Source organism: Aurantimicrobium sp. INA4, assembly GCF_027924525.1.
GTDB lineage: Bacteria > Actinomycetota > Actinomycetes > Actinomycetales > Microbacteriaceae > Aurantimicrobium.
The window spans coordinates 1-22791 of the sequence record NZ_AP027040.1 but is presented as its reverse complement, the minus strand read 5'-3'; the positions used below and the strand labels follow the sequence as shown (position 1 = coordinate 22791).

Sequence of the window (22791 nt, the reverse complement as noted above, 5' to 3'; positions counted from 1 at the left end):
GCCAGGCATATGTCTCAGTTCAGCGCAGCAGCCTCCAATGTGGGCAAGGTCAGGGCATCCAACCAGGATTCCGGCTACGCGGGAACCTATCTCAGTGTTGTTGCCGATGGCATGGGTGGTCACGCTGGTGGAGATGTTGCCTCTCACCTGGTGATACGCCACATGCTGCAGCTGGATAAAGAGTACGACGATGTAAAAGCTGCACAGCAGGATCTGATTCAAACTCTGTTGCAGGCAAATGACATGCTTGCCGATGTTGTCTATGAACATCCTGAACTTGCTGGTCTGGGCACCACGGTTAGTGCGATGCTCCGCGTGGGCAACCAGGTTGTGTTGGCACACATTGGTGACTCACGTATTTATCTCTTGCGCGAAGGAAACTTGAGCCAAGTCACTGTTGATCATACTTTTGTGCAGCGCCTGATAGATAGTGGCCGCATCACAGAAGAAGAAGCACACGACCACCCGCGTCGCTCTGTACTTATGCGTGTACTCGGTGATGTGGACGGGCCTCCAGAAATAGACACCGTGGTGTTAGAAGTCTCTGTTGGTGACCGCTGGATGCTGTGCTCAGATGGGTTGACCGGTGTCGTTCATACCGACCGGCTACTTCCGTTCTTACAAGAAGCAGAAACGGCAGAAGATGCCGCCGATACTCTTGTGCAGGCAAGTCTCTCCGGTGGCGCACCCGATAACGTCACTGTTGTTGTGGTGGACATCACTGCTGATGGGCCAGAGAAGATTGCTGAGCTTGTTGGTTCTGTTGCAGGCCCCATGCCCATCAAGCGGCCTGAGCCTCGCCTTATTCCCTCAGGCACAAATAAACCCCGGCCTAAGCCAAAGAAACTACCCATTTCAACCGGCGGAATGACGGTTCCACCGCCGCCCCTGACCGCTCAGCTTGACGCCGTGAAGGCCAGGCGCATTCGTCGCCGTGTCATGCTCATTGGTTCTCTCATTCTGGTTATCGGCGCTCTCGTTATTGCAGGAATCTTGGGTTATCGGTGGAGCCAAACCCAGTTTTATGTCGGCAGTGACGCCGACTCTGTCGTGATTTATCAAGGTATCTCTCAAAACTTTGCTGGCATCAGCCTGTCTCATGTGTATGTCGACACCGATCTACCTCTGGAAAGTTTGACGGACTACCAAAAGGCCCAAATAGCACAAACCATCCCTTTCGCCACCTATGGTGAGGCTCAGGCGTTGGTCGACTCTCTTGCCAGTGAGGCCCAGAAGTAATGAGCGTCACTCCTCCAGCAGATTTTGTAGCCACCGGATCCATTGGGCGACTTAAGCGCGTTCGTGTGTCTCAGCGCATGCGCAATGTTGAACTGGTTCTCATCATTTTTGCCAGTGCGATCAATGTTGCCGCGCTGGTGTTGGTGCAGTTAGGGGTTCTGGGCAAAGTAGATGCTGGTCCGTTAGCAATCTGTGCTCTTCTCGCTGTATTGGTTTTCGCCATTCATATCGCTATGCGATTTGTTGCACCCCAAGCTGATGCGTTGATTCTGCCTATTGCTGCTCTTCTCAACGGTTTAGGTATTGCCGAGATTTACCGCATCGACCTCGCGGTAGGTGCCGAGGGTTGGGACGGTTTTGCAACTAAGCAAATAGCTTGGTCGGCGCTGGCTATGGGTGCTGCATTGGGAACGATTATTCTCATTCGTCACCAGCGCATCCTGCAGCGTTACACATACGTGGCAGGACTTGCTGCAGTAATCCTTATCCTCTTGCCGATGGTTCCCGGACTGGGACTAACAGTCAACGGTGCTCGGGTGTGGATTCAAATTGCAGGCCTGACCTTCCAACCGGGTGAAATAGCCAAGATTGCACTTGCTGTCTTCTTCGCCGGCTATTTGGTGCAACGCAGAGAAAGCCTGTCGATGGTGGGGCGCACGTTCCTCGGTATGCGTTTTCCTCGTGGCCGCGACCTCGGACCCATCTTGGTTGTCTGGGCGCTGTCAATGAGTGTGATTGTGCTTCAGCGTGACTTAGGAACTGGTTTGCTGTTCTTCGGCTTGTTCCTTGTCATGCTGTACACCGCTACAGGTCGAGGAAGTTGGGTCATCCTAGGTCTGAGCCTTGTCGGCTTGGGTGCCGTTGTTGCCAACCAAACGTTGGATTACGTCAACAGCCGATTTGCCAACTGGTACGACGCATTCAACAACGACAACTTCAATGCCACCGGTGGAAGTTTCCAGTTGGTCCAGGGGCTGTTTGGCCTGGCCCACGGCGGGATTATTGGAACCGGTCTGGGTGAAGGAATGCCGGAAATCACCCCGGTTTCTCAAAGCGACTACATCATTGCCAGCTTGGGAGAAGAACTAGGCTTGGCCGGAATCTTTGCCATTCTGTGTCTCTACCTTTTGCTGGTTGGCCGCGGACTGCGCATCGGTTTTGCCGGTCACGATGACTTCAGCAAGCTGCTCGCAGTGGGGCTGTCCTTCACAATTGCCTTGCAGTGCTTCATCGTGATTGGTGGGGTGCTGCGTGTGATTCCTTTGACGGGTCTGACCACACCATTCCTGGCAGCAGGTGGTAGCTCGCTGGTTGCGAACTGGATGATTGCGGCGTTGTTGCTGCGTTTGTCTGACTCCATCAGGAACGAACCGCGGTTGGTGGTCTGATGAACAGAGAGCTCAAACGCGTCACCCTCGCGGTGATTGGAATGTTTACTGCGCTGTTTATTGCCGCCAGCGTGGTCCAGGTCGTTACCGCTGATCAGCTTTCAGCTGACAGCAGGAACACCAGAACAATGTATGAAAGCTACCGCTATAAGCGTGGCCCCATTCTTGTTGCGGGAACTCCAATTGCTGAATCTGTTCCTGTCGATAACAAATACCGCTTCCAGCGCACCTACCCGAACCCTTTCGTGTACTCGAATGTGACCGGTTACTTCACACTGACCCAGGGTTTGACTGGTATTGAAGGCGCGATGAACTCCTACCTCAGTGGAAAGACGGGGTCGCAGTTCCTCAACCAGCTCAATGCCATCCTCACTGGTCAAGAACCTCAAGGTGCCAGTGTTGAACTCACACTCGACCCTGTATTGCAGCAAGCTTCCTGGGATGCTCTCGGTGATTATGAAGGCGCAATCATCGTTACCGAACCCAGCACAGGGAAGATTCTGGCCATGGTTTCCAAGCCAGGATACGACCCCAACCTGTTGGCCTCGCACAACACCAACGAAGTCATTGCGGCATACAACGTGCTCAACGATGACCCACTCAAGCCGCTCGTTGATAAGTCCATTGCAGGAGATTTGAACCCTCCTGGTTCTGTGTTCAAACTCGTCATGATCGCCGCAGCGTTAGAGTCCGGTAAATACACACCGGAGAGCACCTTCCCGAACCCTGCCAGTTTCCAACTTCCTGGAACCGATGTCTTCATTAAGAACTGGAACAGAGGCACCTGCCCCGGTGCCGGTGCTGAAGTAACGCTGTTGCAAGCACTGAAGCAAAGCTGCAACATTCCCTTTGCCGAGCTCGGGCTTGAGCTGGGTCGCAAGGCCATTTTGGATCAGGCAAAGAAGTTTGGTTTCAACACGAGCTTCGAAATTCCCATGAAGACGGCAGTGAGCGAATTCCCTGTGGTTATGGACGATCCACAAACAGCGCTGGCATCATTCGGTCAATATGACGTGCGAGCAACCCCTCTTCAGATTGCTTTGGTTTCGGCGGGAATCGCAAACGCTGGCATGGTGATGTATCCGAATACGGTCAACCAAGTGCTGGAGCCTAGTCTCAAGCCAATTTCCCAGTTTTCTGCGAAAGAATTCTCACAAGCCATGTCTCCTGAAAATGCGGCAACGCTCAGGGACATGATGGTGGCTTCTGTTCGCTCTGGACTGGCAACTAATGCGAGAATTAGCGGAGTTGATGTTGCGGGTAAAACTGGTACAGCAGAAAACGGTGATGGTGAGCCATTCACCTTCTGGTTTACCGGGTTTGCCCCAGCAGACAGCCCGCGATACGCAGTCACTGTTTTAGTTGAAAACGGTGGCGGCCTCGGACAGTCCGGGGATTCCAACGAAATAACAGCAACAATCGCGAGAAAAGTACTAGAGGCGGGGTTAAACAAATGAGGCCAACAGCTGGAATGACCTTTGGTGGTCGTTATGAACTCCAGTCACGCATTGCCATAGGTGGCATGGGTGAGGTCTGGCAGGCAACTGACCTCGTGATCGGTCGACTCGTCGCCATCAAGATCTTGAAGGACGAATACCTGGGAGACCCCGGGTTCCTTGAGCGTTTCCGCGCTGAAGCTCGTCACGCTGCCCTGGTTAACCACGAAGGTATCGCCAACGTTTATGACTACGGCGAGGAAGAAGGCTCCGCCTACCTCGTGATGGAACTTGTTCCAGGTGAACCTCTCTCGACGGTGATTGAGCGTGAGAAGACATTGTCGATAGACAAGGTTCTCGACATCATGGCTCAAACTGCTGCTGCCTTGCAGGCAGCACACAGTGCTGGCCTGGTTCACCGCGATATCAAGCCTGGAAACATGCTGATTACCCCTGAGGGTCGCGTCAAGATCACCGACTTTGGTATTGCTCGTATTGCAGACCAGGTTCCTTTGACAGCAACCGGTCAGGTGATGGGAACTGTTCAATACCTTTCTCCCGAGCAGGCCAGTGGTCACCCCGCTTCACCCTCCACAGACATTTACTCTCTGGGTATTGTCGCTTACGAGTGCTTGGCAGGTAAGCGCCCCTTCACCGGTGAATCGCAGGTTGCCATCGCCATGGCTCAGATCAATGAAGAGCCACCACCACTTCCAGACACCATTGCTGAACCTGTTCGTAACCTTGTGTATTCCTGCATTGCAAAAAAGCCAGCAGATCGTCCTGCGTCGGCAGCGAATCTTGCACGTGCAGCACAAGCGTTGCGGCGCGGAGATCTCCAGGGCGCCGCAGCAGCAGTTCCTGGTGTTCTCGGAACCTCCACTGCTCCACTCGATGCCACCACTGTGATGCCTCGCACCGCAGCAACTGGTGCAACGACAGTGTTAACCATTCCTGATGCTCCAGAACCTGTTGACCAGGAAGAAAAGAAGAAGCGCAGCCCCTGGTTGTGGCCTCTCATTGCGCTTGGTGGCGTCCTCCTTCTCGTTCTGGTCGGTGGAATCATTGCGTTGACTTCCGGTGGTAACTCTCCAGAACCAACTCCAACAAGTACCACGGAGACGCCTACGGCTAACCCGACCAAAACACCTACAAAAACTCCAACGGGTACCCCGACACCAACAACAGCAGCGATAAACAAAGCTGACTATGTTGGAAAGTCTTTAGATGAGGCGACCTCTGCCCTGGAAAAGCTCAACATGAACGTGAACGCGGTCAAGGGTACTGCGGCACCAAGTGCTGACAAGGTTGGTGTTGTTTATGACGTCAACCCCACTGGGCCTCAGGTTCCTAACGGCACCACAATCAACCTGACCTACTACGACGCTCTGCCCGTCTTGACCACTCCGACAGCACCAACTGTTACTAGTACTCCAGGTGCAAGCGGCAATGACATCCTCATCCAATGGCAGGCGTATAGCTGCCCTTCGGGACACGCATTATCTGGCTACGAAGTCTTTTCAAATGGGGCCTCGGTCGGTTCGGGTAATTCACCGTTCCAAATGAATGGAACTCCAACTGGAACATACAAAATAACTTACAAAGTTACTTGCAGCGGTTTAGAGCCTGCAATGTCTAACCCAACCTCAATTACAGTTCCGTAACTTGTCATTGCCTTCACTTTGATAGACTTTTGGCCTATCTACAGGGGAATCAGTGTCAGAACATAAGCAGGTAATCGCCGGGCGTTACGAGCTTGGCAAGCTTGTTGGCAGCGGTGGTATGGCCGAGGTCTATATCGCCCAGGATGCTGTCTTGGGCAGAAAAGTTGCTGTTAAGGTTCTCAATGAGGACTTAGCTAACAACAAGAAGTTTCTCTCACGATTCCAGCAGGAAGCCCGCTCCGCTTCTTCGCTAACTCATCCCAACATTGTCAAAGTTCTCGATGCGGGTGAGGACACCGTCACCGATGTTGACGGTGTCGAACATATTCGTGCCTACATGGTTATGGAATATGTTGAGGGCCTCGAGCTTTCCAAGCTTGTTGCCCGCGGGCCACTGAAAGTTCCCGAGGCAGTTCGTGTTGCCGGAGAGATCCTGAGTGCGGTCGAGTTTGCTCACAGCGCTGGAATTGTTCACTGTGATATCAAGCCCGACAACATCATGATTACCCGTCAGGGGAACGTGAAAGTACTTGACTTTGGAATTGCTCGAGCTGCAGCTGCTGCATTCGACGACCTTGCCCAAACAACTTCTGTGTTGGGAACTGCTGCCTATTTCTCCCCCGAGCAGGCTCAGGGCAAGAAGGTCGACGCTCGCACCGACATCTATGCCATTGGCGTAGTGCTTTTTGAAATGCTCACCGGTAAAGTTCCCTTCGAGGGAGACACCGCCGTTGCTGTGGCTCACCAACACATTCACGCGCAGCCTGTTGCCCCCAGCACGTTCAATGCGAAAGTGACCCCCGCGCTGGACGCCGTTGTTCTCAGAGCTTTATCGAAATCTCCCAAGGATCGCTACCAGTCCACCCGCGCATTTAGCACCGCGCTTCAGGACGCTGCTTCTGGAAAAACTGAAGTAGTAGCAGCCGCGCTTCCACCCGTGAAAGAGTCGGAACCACTTGAAGAACTCCTAGGACCCATCTCTGAACCGGCTTTAGAAAAAACAGACACGTCAAGCAATGAATTGCCTGAGGAGTTTGCTTTCTTGTTTGGCGACGACCCACAAACTGCGCCAACACTGATTCAGCCTGAAGAATTCAGGCCAGAACCTAAACGAGTAGTTGCGATTGTCGGAATTGTTGCCTTGGTATTCGGTGCCATTGCGGGCATGGGCTTGTGGGTTGCAACTCTCAAACCGGTCAATCTCTTCCCCACAACAACGCTGACGGTTCCTGAACTCAAGGGTGAAACCTATGAGGCTGCAGAAAAAGAACTAAAGGACCTTGGTCTCTATCCCACGAAGGTGGAAGAAAGTAGTGGCTTGGTCAAAACCGGCAGGGTCATCCGCACCGAACCTGGAAAAGAAACAGTTGTTGAACCTGGGGCGTTAGTTCAAGTTTTCGTTTCGACAGGAAAAACCAAAGTTTCTATTCCTGATGTGTCGGGTCTTCCTCTGGAAGAAGCGAAAACGACAATCACAGACGCTGGCTTTAAGGTCGGCCTTGTCACCGAATCAACAAACCCCACAGTTGCTGCAGGTGCAGTAATTGCAACTGACCCCGTTTTCGGAACACAACGTTTCCAAGGTGCCACGGTCAACATCTCCGTCTCCAACGGAAAGATTGACATTCCTGATGTTCGTGGAAAGAGTGTGGCAGAAGCAAGTAACATACTCGGGGATCTCAACCTCTTCCCAGTTGTTCAAGCAGACATGAGCTGCACGAAAGCTGCAGAACCTACTGTTCGTTCACAGTCCGTTCCTCCGGGACTGTCGAACCAGGGTGTTCCAATTACTCTCAGCTACTGCGCTGGCTAATTAGCTAATCAATGGGCTCTTTGTCAGAGCCAGTTGTGCAGCACCCTTGAGCCCGCAAATCTCAAGCCAGTTACCGAGCATGGTGTAGCCACCTTCGGTGAGCACGGATTCGGGGTGGAATTGCACACCAAAGATCGGTGCAGAAACGTGTTGCAAGCCCATGATCACGCCGCCTGCAGTCTGACTTGTCACCGACAGTTCCGCTGGAACAGTGTCGTTGACCACAGCTAGCGAGTGATATCTCGTTGCTGTAAAGGGCTGAGGAACATTCTGATAGAACTGACCAGCGTCGTGAGTAATGAGTGATGTTTTTCCGTGCATGAGCTCTTCAGCATTGGTCACTGTCGCTCCGAAAGCTTCTCCGATGGCCTGGTGTCCTAGGCACACACCCAGAAGCGGAATGCCTTGTTTGTGTGCACTCTGCACCGCTGCGATGGAAACTCCCGCATCCGAAGGCTTACCAGGTCCCGGTGAAACAAGAATTCCGTCGTACTGTGCCAAGGTCTCGTCAAGTTCTTCGAGAGGAATCTGGTCGTTGCGCACCACGACGGTTTCAGCACCAAGTTCTTGGAGGTAGCCGTTGAGGGTGTAAACAAAACTGTCGTAGTTATCAATAACGAGAATGCTGGTCATTGCGTTACCGTCACCTCTCGCACTGAAATTGCCGTATTCACGGCAGGGAAAACAAACATCATCAGAATTGTGATGACCACAATTGCTGCTGCCGCCAGAATAGCAATCTTTACCCACAGGCTTCCCGGCAAGATTCTCCACAGTGCTGCGTACATCAGCTCACTCCGCTCTGACTTTTCACCATAGCTGGTGGTGGGCCGGCCGATTGTGGTCGCCATGATTCCAGCACGCCATACACAATCATGCGTTCAGCATCCCCAAGTAGAGGATTACAGGTTGTGATCGTGATGATGTTTTGTCCGTTGGCAGGATTGTTAGAGCCGGGCACAGGAAGCAACACGTCGACACTGGTGGGCAGCACGTATTCATAGTTGCGCACGGCGTACGTGTAGAAACCGTCCTGTGTTTCAACATAAATCTTGTCCCCTGGCTGAAGCTGTGGAGCATCAGCAAATGGGCTTCCATTACCGGTGCGGTGCACAGCTACCGCAAAGTTGCCTGGTTGACCCGGCCACTGGGTATCTGGATAGTGGCCATAGTAACCCTTGTCCAAAATGGTGCTGAGGTCGATTCCATTAGCAACAACACGAGTAGAGTCTGGTCCTAACCGGGGAATGTACAACGTGGCAAACTTGGCCCCTTCGGCCACACCGCCAAAGGCCGGTGCCGGGCCGAAGTCTTCATTTGCCGGTGCAGACGCAGATTTATCTTTATCTGTTGCCCACTCTTTGCTGAGTTCTTGGGACGCAGCTTGCTGCTGATTTGCCACAACAGCGTTATTGATCCAGAGTTGCCAAGCCAGAAAAAGCAGAACAATCACACCAAAGGTGATCAGGAGTTCGCCAACGATGCCCATGACTCTAGAGAGGGTTGCTGGCTTAAACACTCTTCCAACTTTACCCGGGTCCTCTGGGTGTTTCTGTGGGGTTGCTGAATTCGGTAGACTTCTGAACACTATGGCTGCAGAAAAAAAGAAGCGCACAAAGGCTCCCCGCAACCCCGAGACCTCGGCTCATGAATCGCCGAATCCTGTCTGGTTCAAGCCAGTGATGTTTGGCTTCATGCTCATCGGCCTGGTGTGGATCATTGTGTTCTACATCAGCCAGGGAACTCTGCCCATCATGGCACTTGGTTCCTGGAACATCTTGGTCGGTTTTGGCATCGCCTTCATCGGTTTCTTGATGACCACAAGGTGGCGATAACTCTAATTACACGCGTGTAATTCTCCCCATGTGGATAAGCATGTGGATAACTGTGCTTGTTAACCCGCCACAAACATTGGGGCGTGTGAGAGGGCAAGTCCGACAAAAACGGCCACCGTCAGACTAATCAGAGCAAGTTGAAGCTTCTGTTGTGAGGGCTTCCTGGTCTGTACAAAGATCAAGCCCAGCAGTGCGCCGCCGAGCAAACCGCCCAAGTGTGCTTGCCACGAGATGCTCATTCCTGGCAGGAAGCCAATGACCAAGTTAATTCCCACAAGCACTAATAGCTGGGTTGTTTCGCCGCCAAGCTTGCGTTGAATAACCAAGAAAGCTCCGAGCAAACCAAATATGGCGCCGGATGCGCCCACAACAAAGGTGTTGTGAGGAGCCCAGAACATGACGCCCAACGATCCGGCTAATCCGGACGCAAGATAGAGGGTAAGAAAACGACCGCGGCCGAGCAAACGCTCCAACATTTGGCCAAAAACCCACAGGGTGTACATGTTCAACAGGATGTGGAAAATAAAGCCCGTTGAATGCGCAAAAACAGAGGTAATCATGCGCCACGGCTCATACGGAGCACCGATGGCATTGTATTCGCCGTAGCTGTACAACGGGGCATATGCCAAAAAGCTAGTGGCATCTATTCCAGGCAACAATTGCAGGACATAAAAGAAGAACGTGATCCCGATGAGGGAATAGGTCACCACGGGAGTTTGGTTAGCTTTGCCACCGAGAGCCTGTCGTCCTACTCGGGGTGCACGTGCTTGAGCTTGGCCTAGACATTCCGGGCAGATAACACCCACCGGTGCCGGAGTTTGGCACTGGTAACACACTGACCGATCACAACGCTGGCACCGGACAAAGGTTGCTGCGTCTGGATGGCGATAACAGGAAGGGGCTACCTCCTCGGTAGCCCCCCAACCTGCTTCGTTGGTCACGAAAAGTTAGACCTGTTCGACGGTGATCGACTCGATCACGACGTCATCGAGTGGGCGGTCACGGCCATCAGTCGAGACATTACCCAGCTGGTCAACAATTGCACGGCTTGCGTCATCTGCAACCTCACCAAAGATGGTGTGCTTGCCCTGCAACCAGGTGGTGGGTGCAGTAGTGATGAAGAACTGAGAACCGTTGGTTCCCTTACCTCCGTAGGTACCTGCATTAGCCATGGCAAGAATGTAAGGCTGAGTGAAGTCGAGTTCAGGGTGAATCTCGTCATCAAACTGGTAACCAGGACCACCAGTACCGGTGCCCAGAGGGTCACCGCCTTGAATCATGAAGTCTGGAATGATGCGGTGGAAGATGACGCCGTTGTAGAGAGGGTCATTGCGCTTTGCACCGGTCTTGGGGTCGATCCACTCGATGTCTCCAGTGGCCAAACCAACAAAGTTCTTCACGGCCTTTGGGGCGTGGTTTCCATAGAGGTTGATCTTGATAGGGCCAAGAGAAGTGTTCATCGTGGCAACTGCAGTGTGTTTTGACATGCCTCAATCTTTCCACACAGACGCTGTCAATTCTCTGCGCGTTCGCTGAACGAGGAACCGCTCTGGTGTCTTTCCCAGACAACAGTGGCAAGATGGGAATATGGCACGCAAAAAGATGACAGAAGCAGAAGCACTCAAAGCGCAAGCTGAAGCACTGTTGCACGAACAGCAGCAGGTTCTCGCACACGCAGGAAGTGTCGTTCGACAGGCCAGTCGTGAACTCGGTCGCGTCACAAGTGAAGAAGTAGTGCCGCGCGTTGTTCGCGGCACCCGCACTGCTGCCACGACAACACGCGACAAGATCGTGGACGATGTTCTTCCCTCTATTGCTGCCGCAATAGGAAGCACCCTCTCTGTCATCGATGCTGCACGCGACAAGCGTGCCGGAGAACTGACCAAGCAGGTTGCAAAACTTGCTGCTGGCAAGAAAGCCGTATCTCAGGCTGCACCTGCTACCTCCTCCGCGAGCGCTGGAAAGTACATCGCAATTGGCATAGGTGTAGCTACGCTTCTTGGTGTTGGTTACGTTGTCTGGCAGACCTTCCGCGCAGATGACGAACTCTGGGTCTCTGAAGACGAATAGTCCTCATGGCGTTGATTCTGCCCCAATTCCCTGTGGGGTCAGTCTTGATGCCCTACATGCCTTTGGCATTACGAGTATTTGAGCCCCGTTACCTCAAACTCATGGGGGACCTCGTTGGTTCCGATAACCCGGTCTTTGGTGTTCCCCTGTATCCACAACGTGTTGCGGCAGGCCAACAACCCGAGCGCCTCACTATTGGCACGGTTGCCAAAGTAGAAGACTTTGGCATGACTGATGAGAACCTGGGCATCACCGCCACAGGTACCAAGCGCTTCGTCATTACGAAGTGGTTAGAACCAGATCCTTATCCACGAGCAGAGGTGGAGTATCTTCCTGAGCTGGTCTGGGATTATAAGTTTGATTCACAGCGCATGAGTCTTGAATTAGAAGTTCGTAACCTGCTCACTCGTGCGAGTAAGTATGGTGAGATGCTCTGGGATGCTGATACTGAAGTCTCTGATGAACCTATCGCTTCCATTTGGCAGCTCTCAGGGATGCTACCCGTTCCTGGTCCGGAACTTCACACCCTTTTGGAATCAGAAGATGTTGAGACACTCATCGAGAATGCGCTCGCGATCTGCGCTGGCGGGAATAGGTATCTGGACGCACTCGATGCGGGTCAATCTCCTCAAGATTGATCTACTTCTTTGAGGCTGGGTGATCCATTCTCATATAGACGCCACCCTTTTCTAATTCTTCCAGCATTTGATTCAATCTCTTTTGTCGAATCTCGGGGCGAACTGCTCGAGTAATCCAGGCAAGGTAATCGTTGCGTTGATAGGCAGGCCGGTGGTCGTAGTCGGCGCGAAGTCCGCGGTGTTCCAATGCCTGCTTCACATCTGCAGGCATCTCAACAAGCTTGCGGCGTAGGTTGCCTTTCTTATCGCGAACCTCTCGAGAACTCATGTGGTCAGCGTAGTCTGAACACATGAGTGACGTGGTGAAATACAACGAGGCAGTGACCGGAGAGAATAAACCAGTCATTGATTTCCTGTTCCAGGAATTCCTTCAAGCACTCCCCACCGCGACATACAAGGTGTGGCATGGTGCTCCAGTGTGGTTCCTCGATGACATTCCTGTAGTGGGATACCAAGACCACAAGCTGGGCGTAAAGGTGTTGTTCTGGAGTGGGAAAGACTTCTCAGAACCTGGCCTTCTAGGGATAGGTAAGCACCGAGCTGCTGGCATCACCTACACGGATGTCACTTCTATAAACGTGGATGATCTCCGGAGATATTTACGCCTGAGCACTGAGATTATCTGGGATTACAGATCCTTGAGGCCCAAGAAGTAAAACAAAACACCCGCCATTTCTGGCGGGTGTTTTTTGCTGTGGAGCCTAGGAGAATCGAACTCCTGACCTCCTGCTTGCAAAGCAGGCGCTCTACCAATTGAGCTAAGGCCCCGATTGCTTTTACTACTTTACATCAATTTATAAAGTGCAATTGCGTGGGGCTACCAGGACTTGAACCTGGGACCTCTTCATTATCAGTGAAGCGCTCTAACCACCTGAGCTATAGCCCCGCTTAGGCAGATTCGAGACTACCGGAATCTCGGCAAATCTCTAAATCGAGCCTGGGTTTGTTTACTGCTGGTTGGTGAATCCGACGGAAAGACCGCCAGTGATCTTTGCAGCTGCGTTGTAGAGAACAGCGCAGATAGCACCCAGAACAGTAATGACAATCAGGTTTACCAGGCCAACAGCTGCTGCTGCACCGACGGTCCTACCAATGGATGCGACAGAGTTCAGATCAAAACCACTGCCACTACCGAGGACTTCACCAGCAACACTGTTGGCGGTTTCGAAGATGCCGGTCTGAACAAAGACGAGGTAAATCAGGAAGGTGCCGATGACGACAACAATGAACTGAGCCACTCCGAGAAGGAAAGACAGCTTGAGCGCTGACATGAAATCAACATAAACAAGCTTGAGTCGAACCTGCTTAGCCTCAGGGCCTTTCGGTGCCTTTTCTCCCTTTTGGGGGAGTTTGCTCTTGAGCTTGTCTGCCATGGAGCTACTCATTTGGTGCCTCTTCCACTACAGCGTCTCCGCTGGTTACTTCTTCTTCGTTCTGCTCTTCCGCAGAATCAAGATTACGCTCTGAATTGCGTGCGACGGCAAGAATCTTGTCGCCTTCTTCAAATCGGGCAAATACAACACCCATGGTGTCACGGCCCTTGGCAGGAACTTCGTTCACTGCGGAACGAACAACCTTGCCCGATTCAAGAACGACAAGAACCTCATCATCTTCACCCACAATGAGTGATCCGACCAAGTCTCCGCGGTCTTCGCTGAGCTTGGCAACCTTGATTCCTAGACCACCACGGTTTTGTGTGCGGTATTGGTCTGCGTCAGTTCGCTTGGCGTAGCCACCTTCGGTCACCACAAAAACGAATCCGGAGTCAGATACCAACGATGCAGACAACAGGCTGTCTCCGCCGCGGAACTTCATGCCGGTCACACCCGAGGTTGAGCGTCCCATGGGGCGCAGTGCCTCATCGGTTGCGGTGAAGCGGATGCTCATACCCTTGCGCGAGACGAGTAGAACATCGGAGTCTTCTTCAAGTAGGAGTGCCGAGACAAGTTCGTCTCCTTCGCGCAGCTTGATAGCAATGATTCCACCGGTGCGGTTGGTGTCGTATTCGGTCAGCGCCGTCTTCTTGATCAAACCATCGCGCGTTGCCAAGGCTAAATACTTAGCTGCTTGGTAGTCGCGAATGTCCAGAATCTGAGTGACTTGCTCATCTGGTCCCAGTGCAAGCAAGTTAGCAATGTGCTGACCCTTAGCGTCGCGGCCTGCTTCTTGAACTTCGTAAGCCTTGGCGCGGTATACGCGTCCGGTGTTGGTGAAGAACAACAACCAGTGGTGGGTTGTGGTCACGAAGAAGTGCTCTACGACGTCATCTGCGCGAAGCTGCGCGCCCTTCACACCTCGACCGCCGCGGTGCTGACTACGGTAGTTGTCGCTGCGAGTGCGCTTGACGTAACCACCACGGGTCACGGTGATGACCATTTCCTCTTCAGGAATGAGGTCTTCCACATTCATGTCGCCATCGAAACCAGGCATGATTTCTGAACGGCGGTCATCGCCATAGCGGGCAACAATGTCGGTGAGTTCTTCAGACACAATTTCACGCTGACGGGCTGGGCTGGCCAGAATTGCGTTGAATTCTTTGATTTGTGCTTCGAGCTCAGTGGCTTCATCAATGATCTTCTGGCGTTCGAGGGCTGCCAGACGACGAAGCTGCATTTCCAAGATTGCGCGAGCTTGCAGCTCATCAATCTTGAGGAAGGACATCAGTCCATCACGCGCATCTTCAACTGTGGGGCTCTTGCGAATCAGTGCAATCACTTCATCGAGAGCATCCAATGCTGCAAGGTATCCCTTGAGGATGTGCATGCGCTCTTCTGCCTTACGCAGTCGGAACTGCGTGCGACGAACAATGACATCAATTTGGTGCTCGACCCAGTTGGAGATGAAACCATCGATAGAGAGGGTACGAGGAATGCCATCCACGATGGCGAGCATGTTCGCGCCAAAGTTTTCCTGCAACTGTGTCTGCTTGTAGAGGTTGTTGAGAACAACCTTCGCTACCGCATCACGCTTAAGAACGATAACCAGGCGCTGACCGGTACGACCCGAGGTCTCATCACGGATATCTGCGATACCGGTGATCTTGCCGTCTTTGACAAGCTCAGCAATCTTGATGGCAAGGTTGTCGGGGTTGACCTGGTAGGGAAGTTCGGTGACGACCAGACAGGTGCGGCCCTGTAGTTCTTCCACGTTCACGACGGCACGCATCGTGATGGATCCACGTCCTGTGCGGTAAGCGTCCTGGATTCCCTTGACGCCCAAAATCTGGGCTCCGGTTGGGAAGTCAGGTCCCTTGATGCGAGCAATGAGCGCTTCTAGAAGTTCTTCACGGGTTGCATCGGGGTTAGCTAGAGCCCACAGTGCACCCTCGGCTACTTCGCGCAGGTTGTGGGGAGGAATGTTGGTGGCCATACCCACAGCAATACCGACCGAGCCGTTAACCAACAGGTTGGGGAAGCGGGAAGGAAGAATCGAAGGCTCTTGGGTGCGGCCGTCGTAGTTGTCCTGGAAGTCGACGGTTTCTTCGTCGATGTCCCGAACCATTTCCAGCGCCAACGGCGCCATCTTGGTTTCGGTGTAACGAGGAGCAGCAGCGGAGTCGTTGCCGGCAGAACCGAAGTTTCCCTGACCAAGAGCCAGTGGGTAGCGCAGTGACCACGGCTGAACCAGACGCACGAGTGCGTCATAAATTGCTGAGTCACCGTGTGGGTGGAACTGACCCATGACGTCACCAACAACACGGGCACACTTGGAGAATGCCTTGTCGGGACGGTAGCCGCCGTCGTACATCGCATAAATCACACGGCGGTGAACAGGCTTGAGCCCGTCACGAACGTCGGGAAGTGCGCGGCCCACGATCACACTCATGGCGTAATCGAGGTACGAACGCTGCATTTCCAGCTGCAGGTCTACCTGCTGGATGCGGTTTTCTCCGTTTTCGTCAGTGGTGACGAGGTTGTCGTTAGATGTCAAGGAAACGCACATCCTTTGCATTCTTCTGGATGAAGTTTCGACGTGATTCCACGTCTTCACCCATCAGGGTTGAAAAAATTTCGTCGGCAGCTACCGCATCATCCAGAGTGACCTGAAGCAGCGTGCGGGTTTCGGGGTTCATGGTGGTGTCCCACAACTCGCGATAGTCCATCTCACCCAGACCCTTGTAGCGCTGGATTCCGTTGTCCTTGGGAATCTTCTTGCCGGCAGCAAGGCCAGCTTCAAGTTGGCGGTCTCTCTGTTCATCCGAGTACACATACTCGTGATCAGCGTTCGACCACTTCAATCGATACAGCGGTGGTTGTGCAAGGTAGACATATCCGAGCTCAATCAGTGGCTTCATGTAACGGAAGAGAAGAGTTAGCAGCAAAGTAGTGATGTGCTGACCGTCAACGTCGGCATCAGCCATGAGCACGATCTTGTGATACCTGGCTTTTTCTGGGTTGAAGTCTTCACCGATACCTGCACCAAAAGCCGTGATCATGGCTTGGACTTCGTTGTTCGCCAATGCCTTGTCGAGACGAGCCTTTTCAACGTTGAGGATCTTGCCTCGCAAAGGAAGGATGGCTTGAGTTTCAGGGTTGCGGCCTTGAACGGCTGAACCACCTGCGGAGTCACCCTCCACCATGAAGATTTCTGAAATCGAAGGGTCTTTGCTCGCGCAGTCCTTGAGCTTGCCGGGCATACCGCCGCCCTCAAGCAAGCCCTTACGCCTGGCTGTTTCGCGGGCTTTGCGTGCAGCCATACGTGCTGTTGCTGCTTGCAGTGCCTTGCGGATAATTTCTTTGGCCTGATTGGGGTTGCGTTCGAACCAGTCACCGAGGAAGTCACCGGTGATGCGCTGGACAAATGCTTTCGCTTCGGTGTTACCGAGCTTGGTCTTTGTCTGACCTTCGAACTGTGGTTCTCCGAGCTTGATCGAGACAACGGCCGTCAATCCTTCACGGACATCGTCACCCGAAAGGTTTTCATCCTTTTCTTTGAGGATGCCTTTTTCACGTGCATATTTGTTGACCAGTGTGGTCATTGCTGCACGGAAACCTTCTTCGTGTGTTCCACCCTCGTGTGTGTTGATGGTGTTGGCGTAGGTGTGAACACTCTCGCTGTAAGCAGTGGTCCACTGCATGGCGATTTCACAAGAAATCTTCTTCTCGGCATCTTCGGATTCGAAGTAAATGATCTCGTCGTGAACGATGTCATTCTTCTTGATGGTGTTCAAGTACTGGACGTAATCCATCAACCCGTTTTCAAACATGTAGGAAACGGTCAGTGGGTTGCCTTCACCATCTTCTTGATTTTCATCAATCAGCGTGATCCGCAGGCCCTTGTTGAGGAAGGCCATCTGCTGGAATCGAGCACGCAGGGTTTCGTAATCAAACTCGACGGTTTCAAATATGTCGGCGCTTGGCCAGAAGGTGATGGTGGTTCCGGTCTCATCGGTTGGTCCCTGCTTGGCGAGGGGTGCCTCGGGAACACCTATGTTGTAGCTCTGGGTGTAGGAGAAGCCTTGACGTTTGACTTCAACTTCGAGGTGAGATGACAGCGCGTTAACAACGGAACTACCCACACCGTGGAGACCACCGGATACGGCGTATCCGCCGCCGCCGAACTTTCCACCGGCGTGCAGAACTGTCAGAACAACTTCTACCGTGGACTTACCTTCGGTGGGGTGGGTATCCACCGGAATTCCACGACCGTTGTCAATAACGCGGATGCTGCCGTCTTTGCGCATGAAGACTTTGATGTCATCGCAGTATCCTGCGAGCGCCTCGTCGACAGAGTTGTCTACGATCTCATAGACCAGGTGATGTAAGCCTCGGGGTCCGGTTGAACCGATGTACATACCGGGACGTTTACGAACTGCTTCGAGTCCTTCAAGAACCTGAATGTTACTGGCGCCATATTCGCCATCTGGTGCTGGCTTTTCAGATTCTTCAGACATTCGTTGCGTAACTCCCTTTTGCACGTTTCGTGACAGCTCTAATTCTATCTTTTTCGAGCTGAGAAAAACGGGAGAAACGGGCTCTGGCGCGTTTTTATTTAGCGCTTGACCAGAAACCTATTCTTAGCCGTAAGTATCGCGAGGACCACGCCCTGGAATTGATTTGGGGCCACGTTTCCAGCTTGGGGCGTTGGGTCCTTGAAAGCGGATAGCGGTGATGCCTGATTCGGGGTGGGAATTAATTACCTTCGTGAGCACTTCAGAACTCATTAATCTCAGTTGTGTAGCCCAGGCTGTTGACTCGCATAAAACAGACAGTGTGGAGTCCGTAATTCCCAAAACTTTAGTGCGAGCAGCGATATCCGGGCCAACGATCTCTGGCCAATCTGTCAGCACATCAGATTGGGCTAATGGCGCCTTCCATCCCAGTTCTTGTGTGAGGTTTGCCAGGACGTCATCGAGTCCTTTGGGGTCTCGCCCGGGAGAAAAGGGCATTTCGCTGGCATGCTCTTGCGCATTTCGACGTCTAGCCTTGGCATCCCGGGAAAGCTGTGCCCGGGGAGTGCCGGTTGCTTGGGACTTCAGCCGGGCATACAGCGCCATGGATTCTGTCTCTTCGGGCCCCGCCGCGTCAGCGGCGCCAGGCCCGTTGGCTTCAGAGCTCATTATGCGAGATCACCTGTGTGGGCTTGAATTGTTCCCCGTTGCACGTGAAACACCTGTGTCATCAAAGCTTCTGGTACGTCTTCTGCGACGGCAGCGGTGATAAATGTTTGTTCAAAATCGGCAACTGCTTCGGCTAGACGTTGGCGTCGTGCTGAATCAAGCTCGGCAAAGACATCATCCAAGATCAAGATGGGGTCGCCCAATACTGATTCACTGCGAAGCAGCCGCGCTGCGGCTAGTTTCAAGGAGAGTGCATAAGACCAGGTTTCTCCATGACTGGCATAGCCTTTTGCCGGTAATCCGTTGAGGGTGAATTCCACATCATCACGGTGTGGACCAACCAGGGTTATTCCACGTTCAATTTCTTGAATGCGGCCGGTTTCCAGACTCTTGGTAAACGCAGCGAAATACTCTTCTGCGCTGTCTGCTCCTGTAATGGAGGGCTTAATTTCCAGTGAAACCTCATGCTCTGCGCCGGCAATAGCGTGATAAGCCTCGGTCAGTGGTGATGAAAGATCAGCAAGTAGCCGGCGACGCTCGCTCATGATTTCAGTTCCTAGAGAAACCAGTCGTTCATCCCAAATATCGAGAGTTCCTAAGTTTCCAGCCTCAACATCTTTGACCTTGGCTGTTTTCAGTAAGGTATTGCGCTGTTTGAGTACTCGGTCGTAGTCGGAAACAACACCAGCTGATCGCGGCGTTCGCTGAATAATCAAGTCATCCATGAACTTGCGGCGCCCGGATGGTTCGCCACGAATTAACATCAAATCTTCCGGAGCAAAAATGACCGTGGAAATGTATCGCGGAAAATCACGCAATTTAGCATTTGCCCTGTTCACCTGGGCTTTATTTGCGCCATTTCGATTCAATTGAGCTTCGAGAAGGATCGTGCGGCCATCGTGTGCGAGGTTTACTCGCACGATGGCGGCATCTGATCCTTGGCGAATCAGCGCAGAATCGATACTTGTTCGGTGAGAACCCAGGGTTGCTAAAAAATTGATCGCTTCGACGATATTTGTTTTGCCTTGGCCGTTAGATCCGACAAGGACAACAGAACCAACCGATGGTTCAATATCTGCAGTGGCGTAATTTCTAAAGTCTCGAAGACTGAGTGAGCTTACGTGCATCGCTCAGGATCCTTGAGCCTTAGCGAAGAAGCAGGTTTGGCTGCAGTAAGTAGCGGTATGCGTCTTCGGAAGGAGTGTCTTTAGAAGTTTGGCTTGTAATCAACACAGGACCAGGCTTTGCAGGGTTCTCAACAGAGGTGAAGCCAATGCGCGTAAATTCTGAGTGAACAGCACCCAATCCATCAAGGAGGAAGTCTGGCTTAAGTGAAACAACAACTTCTGGCCCTGAAATAACAGCATCGATAGTTTCAGAAGCCTGAGCTTGTTCTCCACCAATGGCTTCTAGTGTCAATGAGTTGTTTGCAAAAGTAAATCGCAACGCAGCTTCACGCTCAACAACCAATTTGACGCGGCGGGTTGCTTCAATGAGATCTGCAGTGTTTACTACTGCGTAGTTTTCAACCTTTTCGGGGAACAAACGTTTCACGGGCGGGAAGTTTCCTTTAATCAGCAGCGAGGTAACAGTCTTGTTATCGGCTGTGAAAGCAATCAATTCACGATCATCTTTGTTGGTGATTGAAATGGAAATATTTCCGCTGTGACCAAAGGTTTTACCGATTTCTTGCATGGTACGAGCAGGGACTAGAGCAGTAAGTTCAGAAACTGTTCCCGTGGATTCCCAAGGAATGTCCCGGATTGCGACGCGGTAACGGTCTGTAGCAACCAAACTCAAGGAATTTCCGGTGATTTCTAGCTGTACACCGGTAATCACTGGAGTGACATCATCACGTGATGCAGCTACAGCAACCTGTGCGACAGCAGAAGAGAATTCTTCCGCCGGAAGGACACCTGTTTCTCCCTCAACCTGGGGAATGGTGGGGTATTCCTCTACAGGCATAGAAAGAAGAGTGAAGTTTGCTGATCCGCAGCTCACTTGAATACGCGACTCAACGCTTTCAAAAGTAACTGGAGCATTGGGTAGACGGTTAGCAATTTCTGCTAACAAACGCCCTGAAACCAAAACGCGTCCTGGTGTTTCAACTGTTGCAGCTACTTTGGTTTGGGTTGAAACTTCGTAATCGAAAGAAGAGAAAACGAGACCCTCAGAGGTCGCTTCAATAAGCACTCCCGAGAGAATCGGCAAAGTTGTGCGCGCTGGGAGCATTTTGACGGCAAAAGAAACTGCTTCACTGAGCACATCTCTGTTTACTTGAAACTTCACCGTGAGGCGCCTTTCCTTCAATCCAAACCCGGGTCTTTCATGCTATCGCGGTTTTTGTAGGTGAAATAAGCCCGGCCCATAAAGGTTATTGAACCTCAATGAACATTTAAATAACTCTTTAATCTTCTTAACGCCTGTGGATATTGTGTATAACTCAACAAATTCCATATATCTACTAGAAACTACATCAGCGTAAGTTGTGTTTGGTGTGTGAGTATTTCCCACAAGGAGTCTTATCTAGAAGAGGTAAAGAACTTTCTTATTCACAAGAATAAATTTTTCATACACAGGCCCGTCCGGCGATTTCCCCACATATTCACAGGGTTATCCACAGGGGGAAAACCCTAGTTGTTTCGTGAATACGAGTTTCGTTGCTTGATACGTGTAGTGAGCTCGGTGACCTGGTTGTAAATCGAACGACGTTCTTTCATTAATTCAGCAATCTTTTTACACGCGTGCATCACTGTTGTGTGATCGCGGCCACCAAAAAGCTGACCAATCTTTGGCAAAGAAAGGTTTGTCATTTCACGACATAAGTACATAGCAATTTGTCGGGCAGTAGCAATTGCTTGGGCTCGAGAAGTGCCAGTTAGTTCGTCAATACCGAGGCGGAAGTAATCTGCCGTGTTGTTGATGATGTCAATCGGCGCAATGATGTCATCTTCGTCAAGAGTGATGAGGTCTTTGAGAACGGTTTGTACCAGAGGAAGATCTACAGCCTGCTTGTTGAGGTTGGCAAACGCGGTTACACGAATGAGTGTTCCTTCAAGCTCACGAATATTGCTGGTTACCTTGGTAGCAATGAATTCCATGATGTCGTCTGGAACACTGAGCTTTTCGCGTTCTGCTTTCTTACGAAGAATGGCAATACGCGTTTCAAGGTCAGGTGTTTGAACATCTGTAATCAGGCCCCATTCAAAACGGGTGCGCATGCGGTCTTCGAAACCAGTGAGATGTTTAGGCTGAACATCGCTCGTAATAACAACTTGTTTGTTGTGATCATGCAACGTGTTGAAGGTGTGGAAAAATGCTTCTTGAGTTTCTGCTTTACCTTGCAAGAATTGAATGTCATCAATCAACAAAATGTCGATATTGCGGTAACGGGATTGAAAAGCAGCGCCACGGTTATTGGCAATGGAGTTGATGAAATCGTTGGTGAACTCTTCGCTACTGACATAACGTACACGAATGGTGGGATACAAACTCTGCGCATAGTGACCAATGGCGTGCAACAAGTGGGTTTTACCCAATCCAGATTCACCATAGATAAATAAAGGGTTATAAGCCTTTGCAGGTGCTTCAGCAACAGCAACAGCTGCTGCATGAGCAAAACGGTTTGAACCACCAATAACAAAACTGTCGAAGTTATAACGAGGGTTAAGTCGTGATTCCAGTTCACTTTCCGTCGCCATAATGGTTGGCGCAGTGACCGGATTTCGATCCTCTTTGACTTCTTCAACTTCAACAGCCGGAGCTGGCTCGTCTAATGCAACCAAATCTGGGTTGACAACAACGGCGAAGGTCGAAATTTCGCTCAGTTCACCCAGGCTTCCAATCGCAGAAAGCAAAGGTCCACGTAAGCGTTGTTCAACCATGCTGCGGGTGAAGTCGTTGGGAACCTCTAGATAAAAGGTTCCGGCCATAATTCCCTTTGGTTCTATGAGGGAAGCAAAACCGTACAGAGGTGGAGTTACCCCGGGATCTGATGCAAGAGCTTCGAGGATGGAGTTCCACGTATCGCGCATGCCGTCGTCAGCCACGGAAAACCTCTCTCAAAATCAATGCGAGTTATCCACCGAAGTATGAGTGTTTCACGTGGACCCAGAGCCTCACGGGTGAAAAGCTGGGGATAACTCTCTT

Annotated in this window: 22 protein-coding genes and 2 tRNA genes; 9 read left to right on the top strand and 15 right to left on the bottom strand. The window is 51.9% G+C overall.

The genetic code is table 11. The features are described 5' to 3' along the window. The first annotated feature begins 9 nt into the window (after nt 1-9). From AINA4_RS00120 to pknB, 5 genes are read left to right on the top strand one after another with little or no spacing between them, the layout of a single operon-like run. Entirely contained in the window at nt 10-1239 is a 1230-nt protein-coding gene (locus tag AINA4_RS00120; RefSeq protein WP_281786929.1) for a protein phosphatase 2C domain-containing protein, read from the top strand. Further along, the gene (locus tag AINA4_RS00115; protein WP_281786927.1) at nt 1239-2627 is read left to right on the top strand and encodes an FtsW/RodA/SpoVE family cell cycle protein; all 1389 of its coding nucleotides are present in this window, start codon (nt 1239-1241) and stop codon (nt 2625-2627) included. The genes AINA4_RS00120 and AINA4_RS00115 overlap by 1 nt, the downstream gene beginning before the upstream one ends. Then, nucleotides 2627-4084 (top strand): penicillin-binding transpeptidase domain-containing protein, encoded by a 1458-nt coding sequence (locus AINA4_RS00110; protein ID WP_281786925.1) that lies wholly within the window; start codon nt 2627-2629, stop codon nt 4082-4084. The genes AINA4_RS00115 and AINA4_RS00110 overlap by 1 nt, the downstream gene beginning before the upstream one ends. Continuing rightward, the gene (locus AINA4_RS00105; protein ID WP_281786923.1) at nt 4081-5727 is read left to right on the top strand and encodes a protein kinase; all 1647 of its coding nucleotides are present in this window, start codon (nt 4081-4083) and stop codon (nt 5725-5727) included. The genes AINA4_RS00110 and AINA4_RS00105 overlap by 4 nt, the downstream gene beginning before the upstream one ends. 52 nt (nt 5728-5779) lie before the next feature. Further along, entirely contained in the window at nt 5780-7540 is a 1761-nt protein-coding gene (pknB, locus tag AINA4_RS00100; protein ID WP_281786921.1) for a Stk1 family PASTA domain-containing Ser/Thr kinase, read from the top strand. Here the strand turns inward: pknB and AINA4_RS00095 are convergent, their stop codons facing one another. From AINA4_RS00095 to AINA4_RS00085, 3 genes are read right to left on the bottom strand one after another with little or no spacing between them, the layout of a single operon-like run. Continuing rightward, a complete protein-coding gene (locus AINA4_RS00095; protein WP_281786919.1) occupies nt 7541-8173 on the bottom strand; it encodes a gamma-glutamyl-gamma-aminobutyrate hydrolase family protein in 633 nt (210 codons plus the stop codon). After that, the gene (locus AINA4_RS00090; protein ID WP_281786917.1) at nt 8170-8328 is read right to left on the bottom strand and encodes a hypothetical protein; all 159 of its coding nucleotides are present in this window, start codon (nt 8326-8328) and stop codon (nt 8170-8172) included. The genes AINA4_RS00095 and AINA4_RS00090 overlap by 4 nt, the downstream gene beginning before the upstream one ends. Beyond that, on the bottom strand, nt 8328-9059 hold the full coding sequence (locus AINA4_RS00085) for a class E sortase (RefSeq protein WP_281786915.1): 732 nt from the start codon (nt 9057-9059) through the stop codon (nt 8328-8330). The genes AINA4_RS00090 and AINA4_RS00085 overlap by 1 nt, the downstream gene beginning before the upstream one ends. Nucleotides 9060-9129: 70 nt before the next feature. Here AINA4_RS00085 and AINA4_RS00080 point away from each other — a divergent pair, with 70 nt between their 5' ends. Then, complete coding sequence (locus AINA4_RS00080) at nt 9130-9375, top strand: cell division protein CrgA (RefSeq protein ID WP_096382882.1); 246 nt, start codon at nt 9130-9132, stop codon at nt 9373-9375. 59 nt (nt 9376-9434) lie between these two features. Here the strand turns inward: AINA4_RS00080 and AINA4_RS00075 are convergent, their stop codons facing one another. Continuing rightward, nucleotides 9435-10181 carry a rhomboid family intramembrane serine protease gene (locus AINA4_RS00075; RefSeq protein ID WP_281786913.1) on the bottom strand — a complete coding sequence of 249 codons (747 nt, stop codon included), beginning with the start codon at nt 10179-10181 and terminating at the stop codon, nt 9435-9437. A 141-nt stretch (nt 10182-10322) separates the two neighbouring features. Next, nucleotides 10323-10862 (bottom strand): peptidylprolyl isomerase, encoded by a 540-nt coding sequence (locus tag AINA4_RS00070; protein WP_281786912.1) that lies wholly within the window; start codon nt 10860-10862, stop codon nt 10323-10325. Between the two features lie 100 nt (nt 10863-10962). Here AINA4_RS00070 and AINA4_RS00065 point away from each other — a divergent pair, with 100 nt between their 5' ends. Both AINA4_RS00065 and AINA4_RS00060 read left to right on the top strand, forming a co-directional pair. Further along, nucleotides 10963-11445: a hypothetical protein gene (locus AINA4_RS00065; protein ID WP_281786910.1), complete on the top strand. Its 483-nt coding sequence runs from the start codon at nt 10963-10965 to the stop codon at nt 11443-11445. Nucleotides 11446-11450: 5 nt separating this feature from the next. Then, entirely contained in the window at nt 11451-12083 is a 633-nt protein-coding gene (locus AINA4_RS00060; protein WP_281786908.1) for an LON peptidase substrate-binding domain-containing protein, read from the top strand. 1 nt (nt 12084) lies between these two features. On the opposite strand, the gene AINA4_RS00055 is transcribed toward AINA4_RS00060, so the two are convergent. Then, on the bottom strand, nt 12085-12351 hold the full coding sequence (locus AINA4_RS00055) for a YdeI/OmpD-associated family protein (protein WP_281786906.1): 267 nt from the start codon (nt 12349-12351) through the stop codon (nt 12085-12087). A gap of 22 nt (nt 12352-12373) precedes the next feature. Here AINA4_RS00055 and AINA4_RS00050 point away from each other — a divergent pair, with 22 nt between their 5' ends. Continuing rightward, nucleotides 12374-12739, top strand: coding sequence for a hypothetical protein (locus AINA4_RS00050; RefSeq protein ID WP_281786904.1), 366 nt, complete (start codon nt 12374-12376; stop codon nt 12737-12739). A 39-nt stretch (nt 12740-12778) separates the two neighbouring features. Here AINA4_RS00050 and AINA4_RS00045 read toward each other — a convergent pair. The 9 genes from AINA4_RS00045 to dnaA all read right to left on the bottom strand — a co-directional run bounded on the left by AINA4_RS00045 (nt 12779) and on the right by dnaA (nt 22676). Further along, nucleotides 12779-12851, bottom strand: a tRNA-Ala gene (locus AINA4_RS00045). 44 nt (nt 12852-12895) lie between these two features. Next, a tRNA-Ile gene (locus AINA4_RS00040) sits at nt 12896-12969 on the bottom strand. Nucleotides 12970-13030: 61 nt separating this feature from the next. Next, nucleotides 13031-13468 (bottom strand): DUF3566 domain-containing protein, encoded by a 438-nt coding sequence (locus tag AINA4_RS00035; RefSeq protein ID WP_281786902.1) that lies wholly within the window; start codon nt 13466-13468, stop codon nt 13031-13033. Further along, the gene (gyrA, locus tag AINA4_RS00030) at nt 13461-16013 is read right to left on the bottom strand and encodes a DNA gyrase subunit A (RefSeq protein WP_231951735.1); all 2553 of its coding nucleotides are present in this window, start codon (nt 16011-16013) and stop codon (nt 13461-13463) included. Before gyrA ends, AINA4_RS00035 begins: the two co-directional genes overlap by 8 nt. After that, nucleotides 16003-17976 carry a DNA topoisomerase (ATP-hydrolyzing) subunit B gene (gene gyrB / locus AINA4_RS00025; protein WP_281786900.1) on the bottom strand — a complete coding sequence of 658 codons (1974 nt, stop codon included), beginning with the start codon at nt 17974-17976 and terminating at the stop codon, nt 16003-16005. The genes gyrA and gyrB overlap by 11 nt, the downstream gene beginning before the upstream one ends. A 123-nt stretch (nt 17977-18099) precedes the next feature. After that, nucleotides 18100-18642, bottom strand: a complete 543-nt coding sequence (locus tag AINA4_RS00020; protein WP_281786898.1) for a DciA family protein — start codon at nt 18640-18642, stop codon at nt 18100-18102. Then, nucleotides 18642-19769 carry a DNA replication/repair protein RecF gene (gene recF, locus AINA4_RS00015; protein WP_281786896.1) on the bottom strand — a complete coding sequence of 376 codons (1128 nt, stop codon included), beginning with the start codon at nt 19767-19769 and terminating at the stop codon, nt 18642-18644. The genes AINA4_RS00020 and recF overlap by 1 nt, the downstream gene beginning before the upstream one ends. A gap of 19 nt (nt 19770-19788) precedes the next feature. Further along, nucleotides 19789-20931 carry a DNA polymerase III subunit beta gene (dnaN, locus tag AINA4_RS00010; protein WP_281786894.1) on the bottom strand — a complete coding sequence of 381 codons (1143 nt, stop codon included), beginning with the start codon at nt 20929-20931 and terminating at the stop codon, nt 19789-19791. 344 nt (nt 20932-21275) lie between these two features. Further along, nucleotides 21276-22676, bottom strand: a complete 1401-nt coding sequence (gene dnaA / locus AINA4_RS00005) for a chromosomal replication initiator protein DnaA (RefSeq protein ID WP_114129767.1) — start codon at nt 22674-22676, stop codon at nt 21276-21278. Nucleotides 22677-22791 lie beyond the last annotated feature (115 nt).